Raw genomic sequence first — 16,990 nt, 5'->3', positions numbered from 1 at the left:
CTCTTATCTTTTCTCAATCACTTCATCATTCATCGAATCATCCAATGCCAAACGCGAATATTTTTCATAATCTCTTTCCCCTCTTGCCTCGCTTCTATACATAGACAAAATATAGCCATAAAGACAAAGGCATAAAATAATCGTGATAATCAAGTAGGCATTCTTTTGAATCAGCGTCAAAGTTTCTATTTCCATTTTATTCCCCTTTTGGCGCCATTCTTGATTGCCCCAAACTATTTAAATACGCAATCAAAGCAACAATTTTTTTAATCTCACCCTTTTGGAAAGCCTCTTTTACCTGCTCATTTTTCATATCCGCAACAATTTTTTCTGCCTCTTGATAAAACAATTCTTTGGCCATTTGGATATCACCTAGCTTCACACCACCCTCTATATCATAAGGAACAGCAAAAACCACTTTTTGTGTATAGGCTTCTGCATAGGCTGTTTCAAAGTCTGCATTATTTTTATATAAATGCTTATAGGCAGGCATAATAGATCCAGGCACAACACTTGTTGGATCCCACATATGATAATCATGCCAATCTGTACTTCTATTGTCCCCTACACGGTGCAAATCAGGCCCAGTTCTTTTAGAACCCCACAAGAATGGACGATCATATGCATATTCTCCACTCAAACTATAAGGACCATATCGATCCGTTTCTGCCTTAAATGGTCGCACCAATTGAGAATGACAGTTGTAACACCCCTCTTCAATATATACCTGTCTTCCAGCTGTTTCAAGCACACTATAGGGCCTCAAACCCTCTAGCGGTCTTGCTGTTTTTGCAAAACCAGGAAGAATTTCCACAAGACCCGCGATTGAAAACACAAACACAAAAGCTAATGAGAAAAAGAAAGGATTTCTTTCTAACCAACCAAACATAATTCCTCCTTAAGATGCCATTGGTGTAGCATATTTAGGCTCTTCTTCCAAAAGCCTTCCAGCAGTCATCGTCATCAAAATATTGTAAATAAACATAACAAAGCCGATCAAATACATCAAACCACCAATTCCTCTGATGATATAGTAGGGAATAAGAGCCAAAACAGTATCGATAAACTGATAGCTCAAAACACCATATTCATCTGTATCTCTCCACATCATTCCTTGAGTGATTCCAGAAATCCACATACTTGAGAAATAAAGAATAATACCGATTGTCATCACCCAAAACTGCGCATCAATAATTTTCTTAGAATAAATTTCTCGCTTGAAAATTCTTGGAACCATATGGTAAGTCCCAGCAATAATCATAAATCCAACCCATCCAAGTGCGGCATCATGAACATGCCCAATAATCCAATCTGTAAAGTGTGCAAGAGCATTGACAGATTTGATAGATTGAATAGGCCCCTCAAGGGTTGTAAATAAATAAAACGTAGATGCCAATACCATAAATTTGATAATTGGAGATTCTCTTAATTGATGCCATTGACCCCTCATTGTCAAAAGCATATTGATCCCTGTACCCCAAGAAGGCAAAATCAAAATCACAGAAAATACAGATCCAAGAGTTTGCACCCAATCAGGTGTTGTTGAATAAATCAAATGGTGACCGCCAGCCCAAATATAAACAAACATCAATGCCCAAAATGAAAAGAGCGTTAGTTTATAAGAGAATATAGGCTGACCAGATTCTTTAGGAAGAAAATAATAAATAAGCCCAATAATTCCTGTCGTAAAAACAAAAGCCACGGCATTGTGCCCCCACCACCACTGAATCATCGCATCATTTGTTCCAGAATAAAGCGAAATAGAATGCCAAACACTTCCCACTCCAGAAATCAAATAAGTAGGTACAGAAAGATTGTTGAAAATATAAAGTGTCGCTATTCCAATAAATGTTGCAATAAAATACCAAAGAGAGGCATAAATTGTTTTTTCTCTTCTTACACCCATACTACCAAAAAGACTGATCCCCCAAAGAACCCAAGTGATCACAACCAAAAAGTCAATAGGCCAAATTAACTCAGCATATTCCTTTGACTGTGTCAATCCTCCAAGAAGAGTAATGACAGCTAGAATCATCACAACTATATAGGTTGCAAAATGTGCATACCCGACAAATTTCAAAAAGGGATGCTCAGCATAAGAAATTTTCAACACCCTTTGTCCAAAATAATACCATCCTGCCCAAATACCGCTTAAAGTAAAGCCATAAATGACACCATTTGTATGCAAAGGTCTCAATCGACCAAAAGTTCCATATTCGCTTGCCAAATAGTTAAGACTTGGGAATGCCATCTGAAAAGCAATCACAACGCCCACTAGCAACGCTATAGCTCCAAACAAGAGAGTTGTAAATACAAACAACTTGGCAATAGAATAATCATATTCAATGCTTTTTTGCATCATTATTTCCTCCTTTAGATCACCCCCAATATTTAAAAAATGATTATACACCTTTGATGCAAAAAAGTTTGGTAATCATTTACTTCTTTATGTTTTTGTCCCTTCAAAGAAAGCTCTCATCTCTTGCTCATCAATTCCACCCTTCCAAAGAAGATAGAAGTTTTTTCTCAATCGTTTTGGAATCTTATTTTTGCGTGCCATATCGCGAAATCCCTCATCCATCACACACTGAACCTTAGGGGCAACGAAAATCTTCTCATCATTGCATTCAATAACCAACCGATGCACTTCGCAAGAAAATTGACACTTGATGATTTCCTGCTTCTGTCTCGATGAAAGCACATATCCCATTTTTTTGCATTCCAAATCTACTCTATGCAAATCCTGTGCCTCTCCTGTGCGCGTAAAAGATCGAATATCTCCTAGATTCTTCACCTCAACATCAGGATAGAGTCTATTTTTTTCTTCTCGCAAATATTCAAAGCTTGACCTAATTCCATGAGCGTTCTGCATAAGAAATGCTGACAATTTGCGGAATCTATTACGTAAAAAAGTATCATCTTGGTTGCTCTCATCCTCAAAAAATTTGATTTTTTGTTGCAAACAAAAGCGATGAAGTTCTTCTTTGCTGACATCCAAAAGAGGGCGAAAAACATCAATCCCCGAAATCTCTTCACAAAATGAGAAGCCCAGAAGCACATTTAGTCCTGCACCCTTTTGCAATTGCATCAGCAACCATTCAATCCGATCATTTAACTGATGAGCCAGAATCAAACCACGATATTTATGCTCTAGCACTACTTTTTTAAAAAAATCAAAACGCACTTTGCGCGCTTGAGATTCGAAGTTATGATCCAACTTTGGAGCATTCAAAACAAAAATCTGCTTCCCATATTTTTGAGCCAATTGCTGAGCATACAGCACCTCCTCTTTGCTCTGCTCTCTCACCCCATAATCCACAATTGCTATATCAAAATTTATCCCCTCATCCCTCAGCAAAAAAAAGAGTGCACAACTATCAACCCCTCCAGAAAAGCCTAATAGAAATTTTTGATTCCTTGGAAGTTCTAAAATCTTATGAAGCACATCTATCCCTATCGAAGTTTTTGTAATTTTATCTATAATGCAATGATTCTTAAAAATAAAGGAGAAAAAATGACTTATCCAAAAGCAATCGGACCTTATAGCGCATATAGAGAATCAGGAGATTTGATCTTCATCTCAGGACAACTCCCCCTTGATCCTACAACAATGGAATTTGCAAGCACTGATATCAAAGGACAAACACACCAATCCCTAAGCAACATTCAAGCCATCTTAAAAGAATTGGGACTTCAAATGGATTGCGTGATCAAAACAACAGTTTTGCTTGCAGATATTGCTGATTTTGCCGAAATGAATGAAGTATATGCGACATTCTTCTCTGCTCCTTATCCTGCAAGAAGTGCATTTGCAGTCAAAGATTTACCCAAGGGTGCAAAAGTCGAGATTGAAGTCATCGCTTCAAAAAAATAAAAAAAAAGGGGGGGGGGATATAAATTGGTGGAGCTGTGGGGGATCGAACCCCAGTCCAAAAACCAAACCCACAAAAACCTCTACATGCTTAGTCGGAATTGAAAATTCTTAAATAGAGAGACTCAATCCCCAAAAATACTCTCTATCGCAACCTATGATCTTAATCTATATCCCTAGGTTCAATATAGAAGCAGCTAGCAGAAATGACGATCAAATAAGCTAGCTAGCATGACTTATCCGATCGGCTCCGAAGAGTAGATTAAACTTACGCGACTTTTGCGTAAGCTGGAGCGTAATTTGTATTGTTTGCGTTTAATTTTAAAAGGCAGGATTACGGAATGCCATCCGACATGCAGTTTAAGCGGTTTGACTCCTGTCGAAAGCCAAGTCAGCCCCGATAAACAATTAAATTATAATCCAAATCTCTCAATGTATCAACATAACCATTTTAGAATTACTGACAATTGACACATTCCACACTGCGATCCATAATCTGCTCTTGCGCATCTGGACTTTGACTTCTGAGATAATAAGTAGATTTAAGCCCCAACTTCCAAGCAAGCATATAAATATCATTAAGAAGCTTCCCGCTTGCTTTATCTAAACGCATAAAGATATTGACACTTTGTCCTTGATCGATCCATTTTTGTCGAACAGCAGCAGCCCTTACAAGATCCATTTGATCTAGATCATATGCACTGACATAATAATTCCACGTTTCAAGATTGAGGTTGGGGACAACCACAGGCACAAGTCCTGAGAGATTCTCTTCAAACCATTTGCGCTTATAAACAGGCTCTATTGTTTGAGTTGTGCCAACAAGGATAGAGATCGAACTTGTAGGAGCAATCGCCATAAGATAGCCATTTCTCATCCCTTGAGTCTTGACTTTCCCACGCAATGATTCCCAATCACAAGAACTACCAAAAAGCCCTCCACGATCAACAAGCTTGAGTGCTTCTTTGTTGGCTACATCGATAGGAAAAATCCCCTTGCTCCAATTTGAATTTGCAAATTGCGGATAGATTCCTTTCTCTTTTGCCAAATCAGAGCTTGCAGAGATTGCACTAAAGCTAATCATCTCCATCACTTCATCAATTTTTTCAAGATGCTCTTGACTGCCCCAAGCAATTTTTGCGCTTGCAAGCATTTCAGCCTCACCCATCACCCCCAAACCAATCGCACGATTTTGGGCATTGGTAACACGCACTTTGCGGTTAGGATAAAAATTGAGATCAATAACATTATCTAAGATTCTTACCGCTATGGGTACAACTCGCTCAATATCTTCTTGCGTATTGATTTTGCTCAAGTTAATGCTTGCAAGATTGCATACAGCCGTCAATCCATCATATTGGATCTTTTGAGCAATAAAGATTTTTTTTCCATTGAGCGAATCAATACTTGTCAGCTTGTTGGCTCGCTTTGTGATTCCCTTATCTGTCGTAACTTCTTCAAATTCTCCAAATTCTTGCTTACTTCCATCTTCAAATTCCACCTCTACGCGATAAATGCTTGGCTCTGTGTTTTGGAAAATTTCTGTACATAGATTGGAGCTTCTGATAATTCCTGCGTGTTTATTGGGATTGGCCCGATTGGCACTGTCTTTAAATGCCAAAAATGGAAGACCTGATTCAAAATAATTTGTCAAAATCTTTTTCCATAATTCTTTGGCAGAAATATGTTCTTTAAGGACATTGGGATTATTTTCATATTCAATATATTTTGCCTCAAACTCTTCACCATAAAGCTCTGTCAGCTCTGGACACTCATAAGGATCAAATAGCGTCCATTGTGCATTTTCCTCCACACGTTTCATAAAAAGATCGCATATCCATATTGCAGGAAAAAGGTCATGTGTTCGCCTTCTCTCCTCTCCGCTATTTTTTCTCAAATCAATAAAATCATTGATGTCTGTATGCCATACCTCTAAATAAGTTGCGATTGCCCCTTTTCTTGTGCCAAGCTGATCTACAGCAATCGCTACATCATTGGCAATCTTTAAAAATGGCACAACTCCCCCTGCGGCATTTTTATGTCCATCTATAAAGCTTCCAAGCCCCCTTACTTTGCTGAAATCCCAGCCAATTCCTCCGCCATACTTACTCAATAATGCCATCTCTTTATAAGCATCAAAGATTCCCTCTATATTATCTGGTGTGCTTCCGATATAGCAAGAGCTTAATTGATGACGTGTTGTTCTACCATTGGCAAGGGTAGGAGTAGCTGTCACGACTTCAAATTTTGAAATCACATCATAAAACTGAATAGCCCATTGATTTGGATCTTGTTCATTTTGAGCCAAAAACATTGCCAATGCCATAAACATTTGCTGTGGAAGCTCAATGGGGCGATTTTCTCTATCTTTTAACAAATAGCGATCATAAAGTGTTTTGATCCCCAAGTAGTTAAATTGCAGATCGCGTTTTGGATCAATATGAGAATTCAATAAATCCAAATCAAATTTTTCTTTAAACCCTTTGAGAATCTTTCCCTCGCTCTCTCCCTTCTCAAAATAATCCCTCAAATGCTTATATCCCGTAAATCCGCTAACTTTATGATAAAGGTCATAGAGAAATAGTCTTGCTGCGACAAAAGTCCAGTTGGGTCGATCAACATCAATTTTATCTACTGCAGTTTTAATCAATGTTTGTTGAATCTCTTCTGTTGTGATTTGATCACGAAAATGGATTTTAGCATCGACCTCTAGCTCACTTTGGCTGACTCCCTCCAACCCCTCTACAGCCTCATTGGTGTATTTTTGAATTTTTGTAATATCTAGAGTTTCTACTCTTCCACTTCGTTTAATCACAGTCAACATTTCCTATCCTTTATCTAATTTCTACAAATTGTTCTTTTTTGATTCTGAATTTCGGAGCTGGCTCATTTACACGATAACCAAACGCTACAAGCAAGGCTATACGCTCCTCTTGCGGTTCAATTCCCAAAGCCCCCTCAACTTCTTCTCTCATAAACCCTTCAATGCAACAAGAATCAATTCCTAAATATGCCGCGCAATTCACCATTGAGCTTGCCATCAAATAAGCTTGCTTCATACTCCAATCTTCAAGTTCTCTACGAGTTTGAAAACTTTTTTCTTGAAAACTTTTCAAGCGATCCATAAAACGCTCATCAAGTCCTCGTCTTTGCATATAATCCAAAATATACTTAGAAGGAGCAATAATATCTTTCACCTTTGATTTAAAGATCACAAGCTCACTGCAAGTGGGAATCTGCTTTTGATTCCAACACAAAGGCTGAAGTTCCTCTTTAAGCTTTTGAGACTGCACAACAAGCAAGCGTGTATGCTCTAGGCCAAAAGAACTTGGGGTAAGTCTCCCAGCCTCTAAAATCTGATCTAACTGCTCTTTTGGAATCTTACGCGCCTCATCAAAAACTTTGCACGCATGCGCAAACTCCATCGCCTCCAAAAATTTCATCTTCCCTCCCTATTTCTTCGTCATTCTTTTGCGTTGCGTAGGATCAAGATATTTTTTGCGGATTCTGATGTTAAGCGGTGTGATCTCCAAAATCTCATCATCTTCAATCCACTCTAGTGCTCTTTCAAGAGTAAGCTCTCTTGGTGGCACAAGCTTAATAGCATCATCACTCCCGCTTGCACGCATATTGGTCAAGTGCTTTGATTTGATAGGATTGACATCCAAATCATTATCACGACTATGCTCACCAATCACCATCCCCACATAAACCTTAGTTTGAGGAGCGATAAATAACACACCTCTCTCTTGGATATTAAAAAGAGAAAACGCTGTTGCATCACCATTTTCCATTGAGATTAATGCCCCATTGCTACGACTTTCAACACTCCCGCTAAATGGGCGAAACTCCAAGAAAGAATGATTCATCACTCCTTCTCCCTTGGTATCTGTCAAAAACTCACTTCTATATCCAATTAATCCTCTTGCAGGGATCTCAAACTCCAAGCGAGTATAACCATCCCCCATCGGATTCATTGCCTTCATCTCAGCCTTGCGTCGTCCAAGCTTTTCAATAATCGCGCCACTAAAATCTTGTGGAGTATCAATCACAAGATGCTCAAAGGGTTCCATCTTCACACCATTTTCTTCTTTGACAATCACTTCAGGGCGAGAGATAGAAAACTCAAATCCCTCTCTTCTTAAATTTTCTGCCAAAATTGTGATTTGGAGCTCCCCTCTTCCACTGACCTTGAATTTCCCCTCGCCCATTTCCTCACAACGCATTGCGATATTGGTTTGCATCTCTTTAAGCAATCTATCTTTAATTTTATTGGCTGTGACATGCTTGCCTTCAAGTCCAGCCAAAGGAGAATCATTGACAGCAAAATAAACACTCATTGTTGGTTCTTCTAAATGCATAGGATCTAGAGGCATTGGATTGCTTGGATCTACAAGAGAATCTCCCACATCAATTGCATTAAACCCAGCAACAGCGACAATATCTCCAGCCTCTGCATGCTCAATCTCTGTCCTTGCAAGGCCCAAAAATCCAATTAGCTTAGTAATTCTGCCATTTTCCTTGCTCCCATCCCCTTTAGCTAGCATAACAGTCTCCCCTTTTTTGACACGTCCATTGAATACTCGTGCAATCCCAATCTTTCCAACATAATTATCATAATCAAGAGTAAAAATTTGCATCTGCAAAGGATTTTCACTAGACCCTTGAGGAGCGGGAACATGCTCCAAAATCGCCTCAAACAATGGCTCAAGGTTTTTCTTCTCATCATCAAGATTTCTAATTGCATAGCCATCACGTGCTGCGGCATAAACCACAGGAAAGTCAAGCTGAGAATCATTGGCATCCATTGCCACAAAAAGATCAAATACCTCATCTACAACTCGATCAGGCTCTGCAGCAGGCTTATCGATCTTATTCACAACCACAATAGGACGGATTCCAAAGCTTAAAGCCTTCTTGACCACAAACTTTGTCTGAGGCATAACTCCTTCTTGCGCATCTACAAGGAGCAACACGCCATCTACCATCTTAAGTACTCGCTCAACTTCTCCTCCAAAATCAGCGTGCCCTGGAGTATCAATAATATTGATTTTTGTCCCTTTATAATGAATGGCTGTATTCTTAGAAAGAATAGTGATTCCTCTCTCCCTTTCTAAGTCATTACTATCCATCACTCGCTCATCGACTTGTTCATGAGAACTAAAAGTCCCTGATTGGCTCAAAAGCCCATCTACAAGCGTTGTTTTACCATGATCAACATGTGCGATTACTGCGATATTTCTAATATTTTGCATAAGTCTCCGATGTATAAATTGGGATGATTTTTTTGATTTTTAAAGTGAAATTTTAATCAAAAATCTAAGAGATGACGAGATTATTTACACCAAAAAAAGTCCTCATTATTTTTACCACTTTTTCTCTCTAAAAAATCCTAAAAACACCTTTGGGAATAATCTTTGCTTTGAAGTTCTAAAAATCTAATTGATTGTCAAAATCACTGAAGGACAAATATGACTTCTAACTCATTGCAAATTTCTGTTTTGCCTCAAGCCAAAAACAGCAAAAAAACAACAAGAGCCAAATCTCCGCTTTCCTTATCCATATTGCCCACTACAGAATCAAATAAAAAGCCCAAAACAAAAATTCCGCCCACAGATTTTGCCAATATCTTATTATCTGCCTCCACAACCCAAACACAACAAGCAAAAACAGATTCCAAAAACCCCTCCCCTCTCCCAAATGCAGCAGAAATCTCACGCACACAACGCTCCAAGAAAATCAAACTCATCTCTTCATCACTTTCACAAAAACCCTCTCTGACACAAAATCAGCCAGAAGTTCAAAAAAAACTCTCTCAAATCTCACAAAACAATTTACGCGAAGCCCTCTTGTCTAAAAATGTACAAACCCTTCCCTCAAAACAACCCAAACAAAAAACACTAGGAGATCTTCAAAAAATTGCAAATGATCACCAACTCAATCTCGCCAAACTCGAAATCTCCACTCAACCAGAAATAAAAACACGTAAAAAACAAGACATCTTGCAATCCCCACAACAAGTTCCTCTACCCACCAAGCAAAAAGAACGCATTGTCTTGCAAGATACATCACCTCAAAACACGCAAAAAACAAGAAAAATGCGCAGAGATTTATCTTCAATCAAACAAACCCAAACCACTCCCTCTTCCCAACAAAACCTAGTTTCTAATCAGCCCTCCCCTCAGCATTCTCTTTCGAGCCCTCAAGCCCCTCTGCTTGCACTCAAAGAATCTGCACTCACAGATTTATTGACACAAAAACCCCAAGCAGAAGCTCTCAAGCTCGAAGAGAAAACAACAGAAGAAAAAAAGAGTGATAAAGTGCAAGATTTTTTGACCCTTGATCCCAAAAAAGAAACACAATTTAAAATCGCACAAAGCAAAGAAACGCTCTCTCACTTTACTCAGCGCATAAAAGAAGAGATTGCCAACTACAAACCTCCATTTACAAAACTTTCAATGGACCTCAACCCCCAAGAGCTTGGCAAACTTGAAGTCACAATCACCAAAAAAGGCAAAGATCTTCAAATCCAAATCAATGCCAATAATCAAAATGCACTGCAAGCCTTTATTCAAAATCAAAGTGAATTTAAAGCCACGCTTGCCAATGCTGGATTTGGCAATATAGAGCTTAATTTCTCTGGGGGAGATTCTCAAGGACAACAGAAAAGACAAGAGGATCAAAATCAAAAAGGGAACAAAAATAGCTTAGACAACTTCCAAGATGCTCCATTAGCTACATCAATGGAAATCAATATGGTGCAATACGCATAAAAAAAGGATTTTTATGACAGAAATAATCTCAAAAACCCCTAGCACGACCTCGGCTCCCTCCAAAGAGGAAACTCCGATTCAAACCAAAAAACCTCTTGAAAAACCAAACACTCTAGCCAAACTCACTGGTCAAGACATCAAAGAGGCCGAAAAAAAGAAAAATCAACGCAATATCAATGAGCTTGATAATGATGCATTTATGAAGCTCTTTTTGGAACAGCTCAAAAATCAAGATCCAACTGCACCTATGGAGACAGATAAAATCATTACCCAAACAGCACAACTTACGCAAGTGGAGATGATGGAGCAAAACAAAAAAACAATGCTAGAAGTAGCAGATGCGATGAAATCCACAAAAGAGGTCAATGAAGAGCTCAAAAAGTTTCAAGAAGCATTCAAAGAAAGTCTAGAAGGACTTAATCAGGGTATGGGAAAAAGTGCTACAGCAAGCGATACAATGACACAAATGTCTGCTTTTAATACTGTGGCAATGATTGGAAAGATTGCTGAAACAGATATCTTTGGAATCACTTTAGATAAAGAAGGAAAGGCTGATTTTAGTCTTTATTTTGATGAGGCCATTGATGCTTCTAAGGGGCATCCTAGTATCAATATTTTTGATGGAAAAAACAATCTTGTGGCAAGCATCGATCTTAAAGACAAAAATGGAGAAAAGGGATATATCAACTTTAGCTGGGATGGAAAACAAAAAAATGGCAAAAACGCTCCAAGCGGAACTTACACCATCAAAGCAGAATACAACCTCAATGAATCTAGTGGAGAATATCACCAAGCACGCATAGGAAGAGGAGAGGTTCAAAGCGTCATTTTCAAAGAGGGGAAACCTATGCTTCGTATGGGTGAGCTGATCGTTCCCATCCAATCAGCCCTTGAATTTTATGAAAAGAGCTCATCATGAACAATACAATCCTAAACTCTTATAGCGGAATCAAAACTCACCAATTTGGACTTGATAGTGTTTCAAACAACATCGCCAATGTCAATACAGTTGGCTTCAGAGAAAGTCGTCCAGAATTTGAAACACTCTTTGCGCCAAAAACTTCTAGCAATGGCCCAACAAGCAATGAAATCAATATGGGAGCAACAGCAGCTTCAAATGCAATCTCTACACAAAATGGAAGTTATAAGCTCAGCGATGGAGAATTTGATTTGGCCTATCAAGGAAAGGGTTGGTTTGTTGTAGGAGAAAACAAAGAGGGAGAAATGGAAGTCAAAAAAGATAGCTTCTCCCAAAAACAAGAAAATTTTTTTACGCGTGATGGAAATTTTGGCAAAGATGCGCAAGGCTATCTTGTCAATTCAAGAGGATATTATGTGTATGGCGTCAATCTTGGGAAGATTCAAAATGGGGTTTTTATCTCTTCCCCTCAAGATGACGAACAAAATCTAGCATCTGAAAAACTCTCTCCTTTGCGTATTCCACAAGATCTGCATTGCAAACCTGCACAGACTACAAAAGTGCAAGCAAGCATCAATCTCAACAAAACCCAAAACCCCAAAAACGCTTATGATGCATTTGTTGTCGATGGAAAACTTGATGAGAAAAAAATACTTGATGCGGATGTCAATATCTTTTTTGCCAATCAAAAATCCCTTGATTCTCAAATCAACAATGAAGCAAAGATCACCCTCACTAGCAATGATGGAAAACAGCAAACTTATACTTTTTATTATGGAGAAGGAAAAGAAAATTCCTTTCGAACCCTAGGAGAGCTTAAATCTCTCATCAAAGAAAAAACAGGTCTTGATCTCAATATCGCCACACAAAACACAGATTCTAAAACGCCCTCTTTGGCTGTGGAGCTCTCAAGCCCTAATTTTGCACAACCTGATATCCAAACTGATGGAAGCTTTTTTGAAGCATTGGGAATGAACACTAAAAGAGAGCAACAAATGGCGACTGTTTCTCCTTATACCCCCAATCAATCTTATGCTCCCAATGAACTTGTTTCTTATCTTGGAATCACATTCAAAAAAATCAATCAAGCAGGAAACTCAAATCCTCTTGAAAGCCCGAAAGATTGGGAAATTGTAGGTACAAACAATGTCAAAAATTTTGATGAAAACAAAACTTACAGCGCAGGAGATGTGGTCAAAAAAGATGGAAGTGTTTATCTTATGGATGACAAAAATCAATTTTTAAAAATCAGCGATGAAAAAACATTCCAATATCCTACATACAACCCCCAAGAACAATATGGAAAAAACACCTTTGTCCAATTTGAAAACAAACTCTATGAACGCATAGGCGAAACAGGGAATTCCAATCCCGCACAAGATCCAGAAGGATGGCAAGAAATCTCTCTTGGGAAGATTCTGAGCAAATCTCTTGAGGTCCCCCATTTTACGAGCAATATTGATATTTATGATGAAAATGGGAAAAAATATCATCTCATTAGCCAATACAATCTTGTAGAGGGCTTTAACACCACAGATCAAAAAAACCAAAAATGGGAAGTTAAAACCTATATCCAAGATATAGAAAGCAAAAATCGTTTGGGAGATGAAGTGACACATTTTATCTCCTTTGATCAAGACAACCAACCCACCGCTCAAACCGCAGAGATAGACTTCAAAGGCAAAAAAATCGCCTATGATATAGCCGGAACAGAAAAAGAAAAAAGCTCTGATGAGCTCTATAGCGAATCAAGGGTTGTTTCATCTTCGCAAAATGGCTACCCTGATGGTCTGCTTGAGCAAACAAGCATCAATGAAAATGGGGTGATCTTCCTCAAATTTAGCAATGGCAAGCAAGAAGCGATGGGGAGAATTGGGGTTGTCGCCTTTGTCAATGATCAGGGACTAAGCAAAATGGGAGGGAATCTCTTTGGACTTGAGAGCACTCTTATAGGAGGAGAAAAGCATTTAAAAAGCGGTAATCCTATCCTTGGCTGGAACGAATCAGGCAAGCTTACAATGGGCAATATCAAACAGGGCTATCTTGAGACAAGCAATGTCAATGTCGGAAATGCTTTGACTGAACTCATCTTGATGCAAAGGGGATATTCAATGAATGCCAAAAGCTTCACCACAGGTGATGAACTCATCAAAGAGGCCATTAATCTCAAAAAATAATGGCCCTCTTCTAACTTAGAGCCTAGAAACGATAGCTATATCCAAAACTTACATAGCTTGTTTCTAAAAATTGAGTGGAGAGGTAAATATCATCTGGAGCCAATTCAAATGGTTTGTTTTTTCCTGTATTGCTTCCAAACTTCAATAAACCTCCAAAGCGATAATTGATCCCAAATTGATGATGTCCATAATAATAATGAAGCCCAATTTGTGGATAAAACTGATGCGCCATCAAATCTGCATAGTGCACAGAGTGAGCATCAGGCAACAATTGCCCATTGCTTGAAAAAATATTTTCTTGATTGTCTTGACTTAAAAAATAGCTAAAGCGATAGCTCGCACCAAGACTTAAGCCCAAAGCATGCTTTTCTTTCTCCCAAAAATCCCACAAAAAATTGATATCCAACCCAGCACGAATAGGCAAAAATTGAGTTTTATAATAATGGCCACTCTGTCCGTTTTTGGCAAAAACAGGATTTTCATTTTTGATAGGAAGCCCTGCCCCAGCATAGATTCCCAAATTGATCCCATAAGCTTTTGCAACTCCCAATGCTTCTTTGTCAAAATAATGCTGATATCCTAGCTTGATCCCCCCATCAAAAGACAAATGCGACTTCTGAGAAGTTTCATTTTTAAACTCATTTGCAGAAAGATGACTTGCAAAAGACAACGTGCTTTGACCTAGATTCCCTTCTAAGCCAAGAAAGAAGCCACTTTTATCCTGCGCAGAGAGATTGCTCAAAGAAAAAATAATACAAGATAATGCATAAAAAGAGGTTTTCCCCAAAGAATGGGTAAGAGAATGTATTTTCATATTGTTTTCCTTTTTCAAAATCAAAGGAGTATTAAAACACAAAAACATCAAAATTTTTCATTTTAGTTTTAAGCGCTAAGATCAAAAATAGATTAAATTTAATTTTCCAATATCTCTATTTAGGCCTAAACTCAAAATATGTCACCTCTGCCCTCACCCCTACCCTCATAGGAGGACCCCAAAAACCGCTACCACGATTGACATAAATCTGTGTATTGTTTGAATGCTGATATAGCCCCGCAAGATAAGGCTGATCTAATCTCACTAAAAGATTAAAAGGAAAGATTTGTCCCCCATGGGTATGCCCACTCAAAATCAAATCAATTTTTTGATCTAGCTGAATTGTAAAAGCAAATTTAGGTTGATGTGCCAACAAAATCGTAGGCAAATTCTCCTTTTGATTCTTTAATGCCAACTCCAAATCAGGCTCCAAATCACCAAATCGCTTCCCAAATAAATCATTAACACCCACAAGATTGACTAGCTCCTCTTGCCCTCGTTTTAAGATAATGCCCTTATTATCTAAGACACAAAAACCGCACCGCCTTATTTCTTCCAAAACCTCATAAACATGATGAAAATATTCATGATTCCCAAGCACATAATATACCCCCAAAGGAGCCCTTAAATGCTTCAGCTCATCTAAAGCCTCTTGAATCTTATCAATGCGTGCATCAACAATATCCCCTGTCAAAACAATCACATCTGGATGAAGTGCTAAGATTTCTTGGACGATGACCTTCACGCGCTCTGCATCAATCAACCCTCCAATATGCAAATCACTGATTTGCACCATTGAAAAAGGAGATTTGAGACCCTCAAGAGAAAGTTTGACTTTTCTAACTTCAGGCCTCATCATCCCCTCATATAGTCCCCATCCACCATATCCCAAAGCTAACGCCCCCACAGAAAGATCAAGCCCTCGCTTTAAGCTATCCCTACGCTTGCTATCCAAAAGCAAACACGCCATCAACAGGACTCGATATACAATCGCGCACACAAAAAGAATAAAACAAAACCCCACGCTCACAGAAAGCCAAGCATGAATTCTATAAGGAACCAACTCTTGATATCTTCCCAAAAAATATAAAAGCAAAACACCAAAATTAGCAACAAGAACCCACCTCACTCTCTTTACCCACTCTTTTGAAAGTAAAGACTTAAGCAACCATTGATAGATCGCCCAATGCATCAAGGCAAATACAGTCAAAGCCAAACAATAAAAAAGATACTTTTCCAATCAGACAATCACCTTTCTAAAACGTTCAAATCCCTCCAAAATTTCCTCTCTAGAGATTGTCAATGGAGGCAAAAATCTCACAATATTTTTCCCTGCCCTAAGCACAATTACTCCAGATTCCAAAGCTTGATTGATCACCTCCCTTTGGATTTGCGCATCTCTAGCCTCTAGCCCCACCATTAAGCCTACTCCCACTTTTTTGATAAATTTTTGAGAATCTCTTAAGCACTCTTCTAGCTTATGATCAAAAAGCTCAATACGTTCCTGCAATGCTCCACTTGCCTTTTCTTCTTCCAAGATCTCAAGCACACATTGAGATGCGCTCGTGCTCAAAAAATTTCCCCCAAAAGTGCTCCCATGATCACCTGCTTGAAATAAGTCTTTGTGTTTGCTCATCACAGCTCCAATTGGCACTCCTCCCCCAATCCCTTTAGCCAAGGCAATCACATCAGGAGAGATTCCATAAAGATGGCTTGCCAAAAACTCTCCACTACGATAGGCTCCGCTCTGCACCTCATCAATCATCAACAAAATCTCTTTATTCCTCAAGTGCTTCTCAAGTTTTTGAACTTCTTCTTTGGGCAAAGCATAAATCCCGCCCTCTCCTTGGATAAGCTCAATCATCACAGCACATGTTTCATCATCAATCTTTGCATACACATCTTGAAGAGATTGAGCGATCACAAACCCATCAGGAAAAGGAGAGAAAAAACGATGATAGCTCTCCTGTCCTGTAGCTTTCAATGTCGCAAGGGTGCGTCCATGGAAACTTGAAGCAAGCGTAATGATCTTATAGCGTTTTTTGGAGAAATTGACCTCGCCATATTTGCGTGCAAGCTTGATCATTCCCTCATTGGCTTCTGCACCAGAATTGGCAAAAAATACATTCATATCATACCCACTCAGCTCAACAAGCTTTTTGGCAAGCAAGGCTTGTTGAGGGATCAAATACAAATTGGAAGTATGAAGAAGTTTGTGCGTCTGATCTGCTAAGACTTTGGACAATCTCTGATTCCCATATCCCACACTATTGACACCAATCCCACTCCCAAAATCAATATAATCTCTCCCCTGAAGATCATATAATCTTGCCCCCTCTCCTCTTTCAAATGCAATCTGCATTCTTCCATATGTAGGCATCACATATGTAGAATCAATCTCTTTTACTTCCTCCAAAGTCATCGCTATACTCCTTA

At 38.8% G+C, this 16,990-nt stretch carries 14 protein-coding genes and 1 other RNA gene; 4 read left to right on the top strand and 11 right to left on the bottom strand.

The window, feature by feature from the left end; genetic code table 11:
• Nucleotides 1-3: 3 nt before the first annotated feature.
• The 4 genes from LW137_RS02255 to tilS all read right to left on the bottom strand — a co-directional run bounded on the left by LW137_RS02255 (nt 4) and on the right by tilS (nt 3,445).
• Nucleotides 4-195 carry a cytochrome c oxidase, cbb3-type, CcoQ subunit gene (locus LW137_RS02255; RefSeq protein ID WP_233032813.1) on the bottom strand — a complete coding sequence of 64 codons (192 nt, stop codon included), beginning with the start codon at nt 193-195 and terminating at the stop codon, nt 4-6.
• Between the two features lies 1 nt (nt 196).
• The gene (gene ccoO / locus LW137_RS02250) at nt 197-889 is read right to left on the bottom strand and encodes a cytochrome-c oxidase, cbb3-type subunit II (RefSeq protein ID WP_233032812.1); all 693 of its coding nucleotides are present in this window, start codon (nt 887-889) and stop codon (nt 197-199) included.
• 9 nt (nt 890-898) lie between these two features.
• Complete coding sequence (gene ccoN / locus LW137_RS02245; protein ID WP_233032810.1) at nt 899-2,359, bottom strand: cytochrome-c oxidase, cbb3-type subunit I; 1,461 nt, start codon at nt 2,357-2,359, stop codon at nt 899-901.
• An 87-nt stretch (nt 2,360-2,446) separates the two neighbouring features.
• Nucleotides 2,447-3,445 (bottom strand): tRNA lysidine(34) synthetase TilS, encoded by a 999-nt coding sequence (gene tilS / locus LW137_RS02240; protein ID WP_233032809.1) that lies wholly within the window; start codon nt 3,443-3,445, stop codon nt 2,447-2,449.
• Nucleotides 3,446-3,514: 69 nt separating this feature from the next.
• On the opposite strand from tilS, the gene LW137_RS02235 reads away from it, so the two are divergent.
• Nucleotides 3,515-3,874 (top strand): RidA family protein, encoded by a 360-nt coding sequence (locus LW137_RS02235; RefSeq protein WP_233033144.1) that lies wholly within the window; start codon nt 3,515-3,517, stop codon nt 3,872-3,874.
• Between the two features lie 25 nt (nt 3,875-3,899).
• On the opposite strand, the gene ssrA is transcribed toward LW137_RS02235, so the two are convergent.
• From ssrA to typA, 4 genes are all read right to left on the bottom strand, one after another.
• Nucleotides 3,900-4,270: a transfer-messenger RNA gene (gene ssrA, locus LW137_RS02230) on the bottom strand.
• Between the two features lie 58 nt (nt 4,271-4,328).
• A complete protein-coding gene (locus tag LW137_RS02225) occupies nt 4,329-6,695 on the bottom strand; it encodes a ribonucleoside-diphosphate reductase subunit alpha (protein ID WP_233032808.1) in 2,367 nt (788 codons plus the stop codon).
• Nucleotides 6,696-6,705: 10 nt separating this feature from the next.
• A complete protein-coding gene (locus LW137_RS02220; protein WP_233032807.1) occupies nt 6,706-7,314 on the bottom strand; it encodes an NAD(P)H-dependent oxidoreductase in 609 nt (202 codons plus the stop codon).
• Nucleotides 7,315-7,323: 9 nt separating this feature from the next.
• Nucleotides 7,324-9,126 carry a translational GTPase TypA gene (gene typA / locus LW137_RS02215; RefSeq protein ID WP_233032806.1) on the bottom strand — a complete coding sequence of 601 codons (1,803 nt, stop codon included), beginning with the start codon at nt 9,124-9,126 and terminating at the stop codon, nt 7,324-7,326.
• 216 nt (nt 9,127-9,342) lie between these two features.
• Between typA and LW137_RS02210 the strand changes: the two genes are divergently transcribed.
• Genes LW137_RS02210 through LW137_RS02200 form a run of 3 tightly spaced genes read left to right on the top strand, consistent with a single transcriptional unit; the run spans nt 9,343 to nt 13,740 of the window.
• Complete coding sequence (locus LW137_RS02210) at nt 9,343-10,644, top strand: flagellar hook-length control protein FliK (protein WP_233032805.1); 1,302 nt, start codon at nt 9,343-9,345, stop codon at nt 10,642-10,644.
• Between the two features lie 13 nt (nt 10,645-10,657).
• Nucleotides 10,658-11,563, top strand: coding sequence for a flagellar hook assembly protein FlgD (gene flgD, locus LW137_RS02205; protein ID WP_249206127.1), 906 nt, complete (start codon nt 10,658-10,660; stop codon nt 11,561-11,563).
• Entirely contained in the window at nt 11,560-13,740 is a 2,181-nt protein-coding gene (locus tag LW137_RS02200; protein ID WP_233032804.1) for a flagellar hook-basal body complex protein, read from the top strand. The genes flgD and LW137_RS02200 overlap by 4 nt, the downstream gene beginning before the upstream one ends.
• 22 nt (nt 13,741-13,762) lie before the next feature.
• Here the strand turns inward: LW137_RS02200 and LW137_RS02195 are convergent, their stop codons facing one another.
• The 3 genes from LW137_RS02195 to LW137_RS02185 all read right to left on the bottom strand — a co-directional run bounded on the left by LW137_RS02195 (nt 13,763) and on the right by LW137_RS02185 (nt 16,976).
• Nucleotides 13,763-14,554: a hypothetical protein gene (locus tag LW137_RS02195; RefSeq protein WP_233032803.1), complete on the bottom strand. Its 792-nt coding sequence runs from the start codon at nt 14,552-14,554 to the stop codon at nt 13,763-13,765.
• Nucleotides 14,555-14,669: 115 nt separating this feature from the next.
• Nucleotides 14,670-15,794: a metallophosphoesterase gene (locus LW137_RS02190; protein ID WP_233032802.1), complete on the bottom strand. Its 1,125-nt coding sequence runs from the start codon at nt 15,792-15,794 to the stop codon at nt 14,670-14,672.
• Nucleotides 15,795-16,976 carry an aspartate aminotransferase family protein gene (locus LW137_RS02185; protein WP_233032801.1) on the bottom strand — a complete coding sequence of 394 codons (1,182 nt, stop codon included), beginning with the start codon at nt 16,974-16,976 and terminating at the stop codon, nt 15,795-15,797.
• Between the last annotated feature and the right edge of the window lie 14 nt (nt 16,977-16,990).

Origin of the sequence: Helicobacter kayseriensis (assembly GCF_021300655.1) — a bacterium.
Taxonomy (GTDB): Bacteria; Campylobacterota; Campylobacteria; order Campylobacterales; family Helicobacteraceae; genus Helicobacter_G; species Helicobacter_G kayseriensis.
The sequence above is the reverse complement of the archived record's forward strand: the minus strand, read 5'-3'. Positions and strand labels throughout refer to the sequence as shown.

What these genes read in the sequence shown, in the direction of transcription:
- LW137_RS02235 (WP_233033144.1), top strand. Translation starts at nt 3,515, where the DNA reads ATGACTTATCCAAAAGCAATCGGACCTTATAGCGCATATAGAGAATCA.
- LW137_RS02255 (WP_233032813.1), bottom strand. Translation starts at nt 195, where the DNA reads ATGGAAATAGAAACTTTGACGCTGATTCAAAAGAATGCCTACTTGATT.
- LW137_RS02200 (WP_233032804.1), top strand. Translation starts at nt 11,560, where the DNA reads ATGAACAATACAATCCTAAACTCTTATAGCGGAATCAAAACTCACCAA.
- flgD (WP_249206127.1), top strand. Translation starts at nt 10,658, where the DNA reads ATGACAGAAATAATCTCAAAAACCCCTAGCACGACCTCGGCTCCCTCC.
- LW137_RS02210 (WP_233032805.1), top strand. Translation starts at nt 9,343, where the DNA reads ATGACTTCTAACTCATTGCAAATTTCTGTTTTGCCTCAAGCCAAAAAC.
- LW137_RS02195 (WP_233032803.1), bottom strand. Translation starts at nt 14,554, where the DNA reads ATGAAAATACATTCTCTTACCCATTCTTTGGGGAAAACCTCTTTTTAT.
- LW137_RS02185 (WP_233032801.1), bottom strand. Translation starts at nt 16,976, where the DNA reads ATGACTTTGGAGGAAGTAAAAGAGATTGATTCTACATATGTGATGCCT.
- ccoO (WP_233032812.1), bottom strand. Translation starts at nt 889, where the DNA reads ATGTTTGGTTGGTTAGAAAGAAATCCTTTCTTTTTCTCATTAGCTTTT.
- ccoN (WP_233032810.1), bottom strand. Translation starts at nt 2,359, where the DNA reads ATGCAAAAAAGCATTGAATATGATTATTCTATTGCCAAGTTGTTTGTA.
- LW137_RS02225 (WP_233032808.1), bottom strand. Translation starts at nt 6,695, where the DNA reads ATGTTGACTGTGATTAAACGAAGTGGAAGAGTAGAAACTCTAGATATT.
- LW137_RS02220 (WP_233032807.1), bottom strand. Translation starts at nt 7,314, where the DNA reads ATGAAATTTTTGGAGGCGATGGAGTTTGCGCATGCGTGCAAAGTTTTT.
- typA (WP_233032806.1), bottom strand. Translation starts at nt 9,126, where the DNA reads ATGCAAAATATTAGAAATATCGCAGTAATCGCACATGTTGATCATGGT.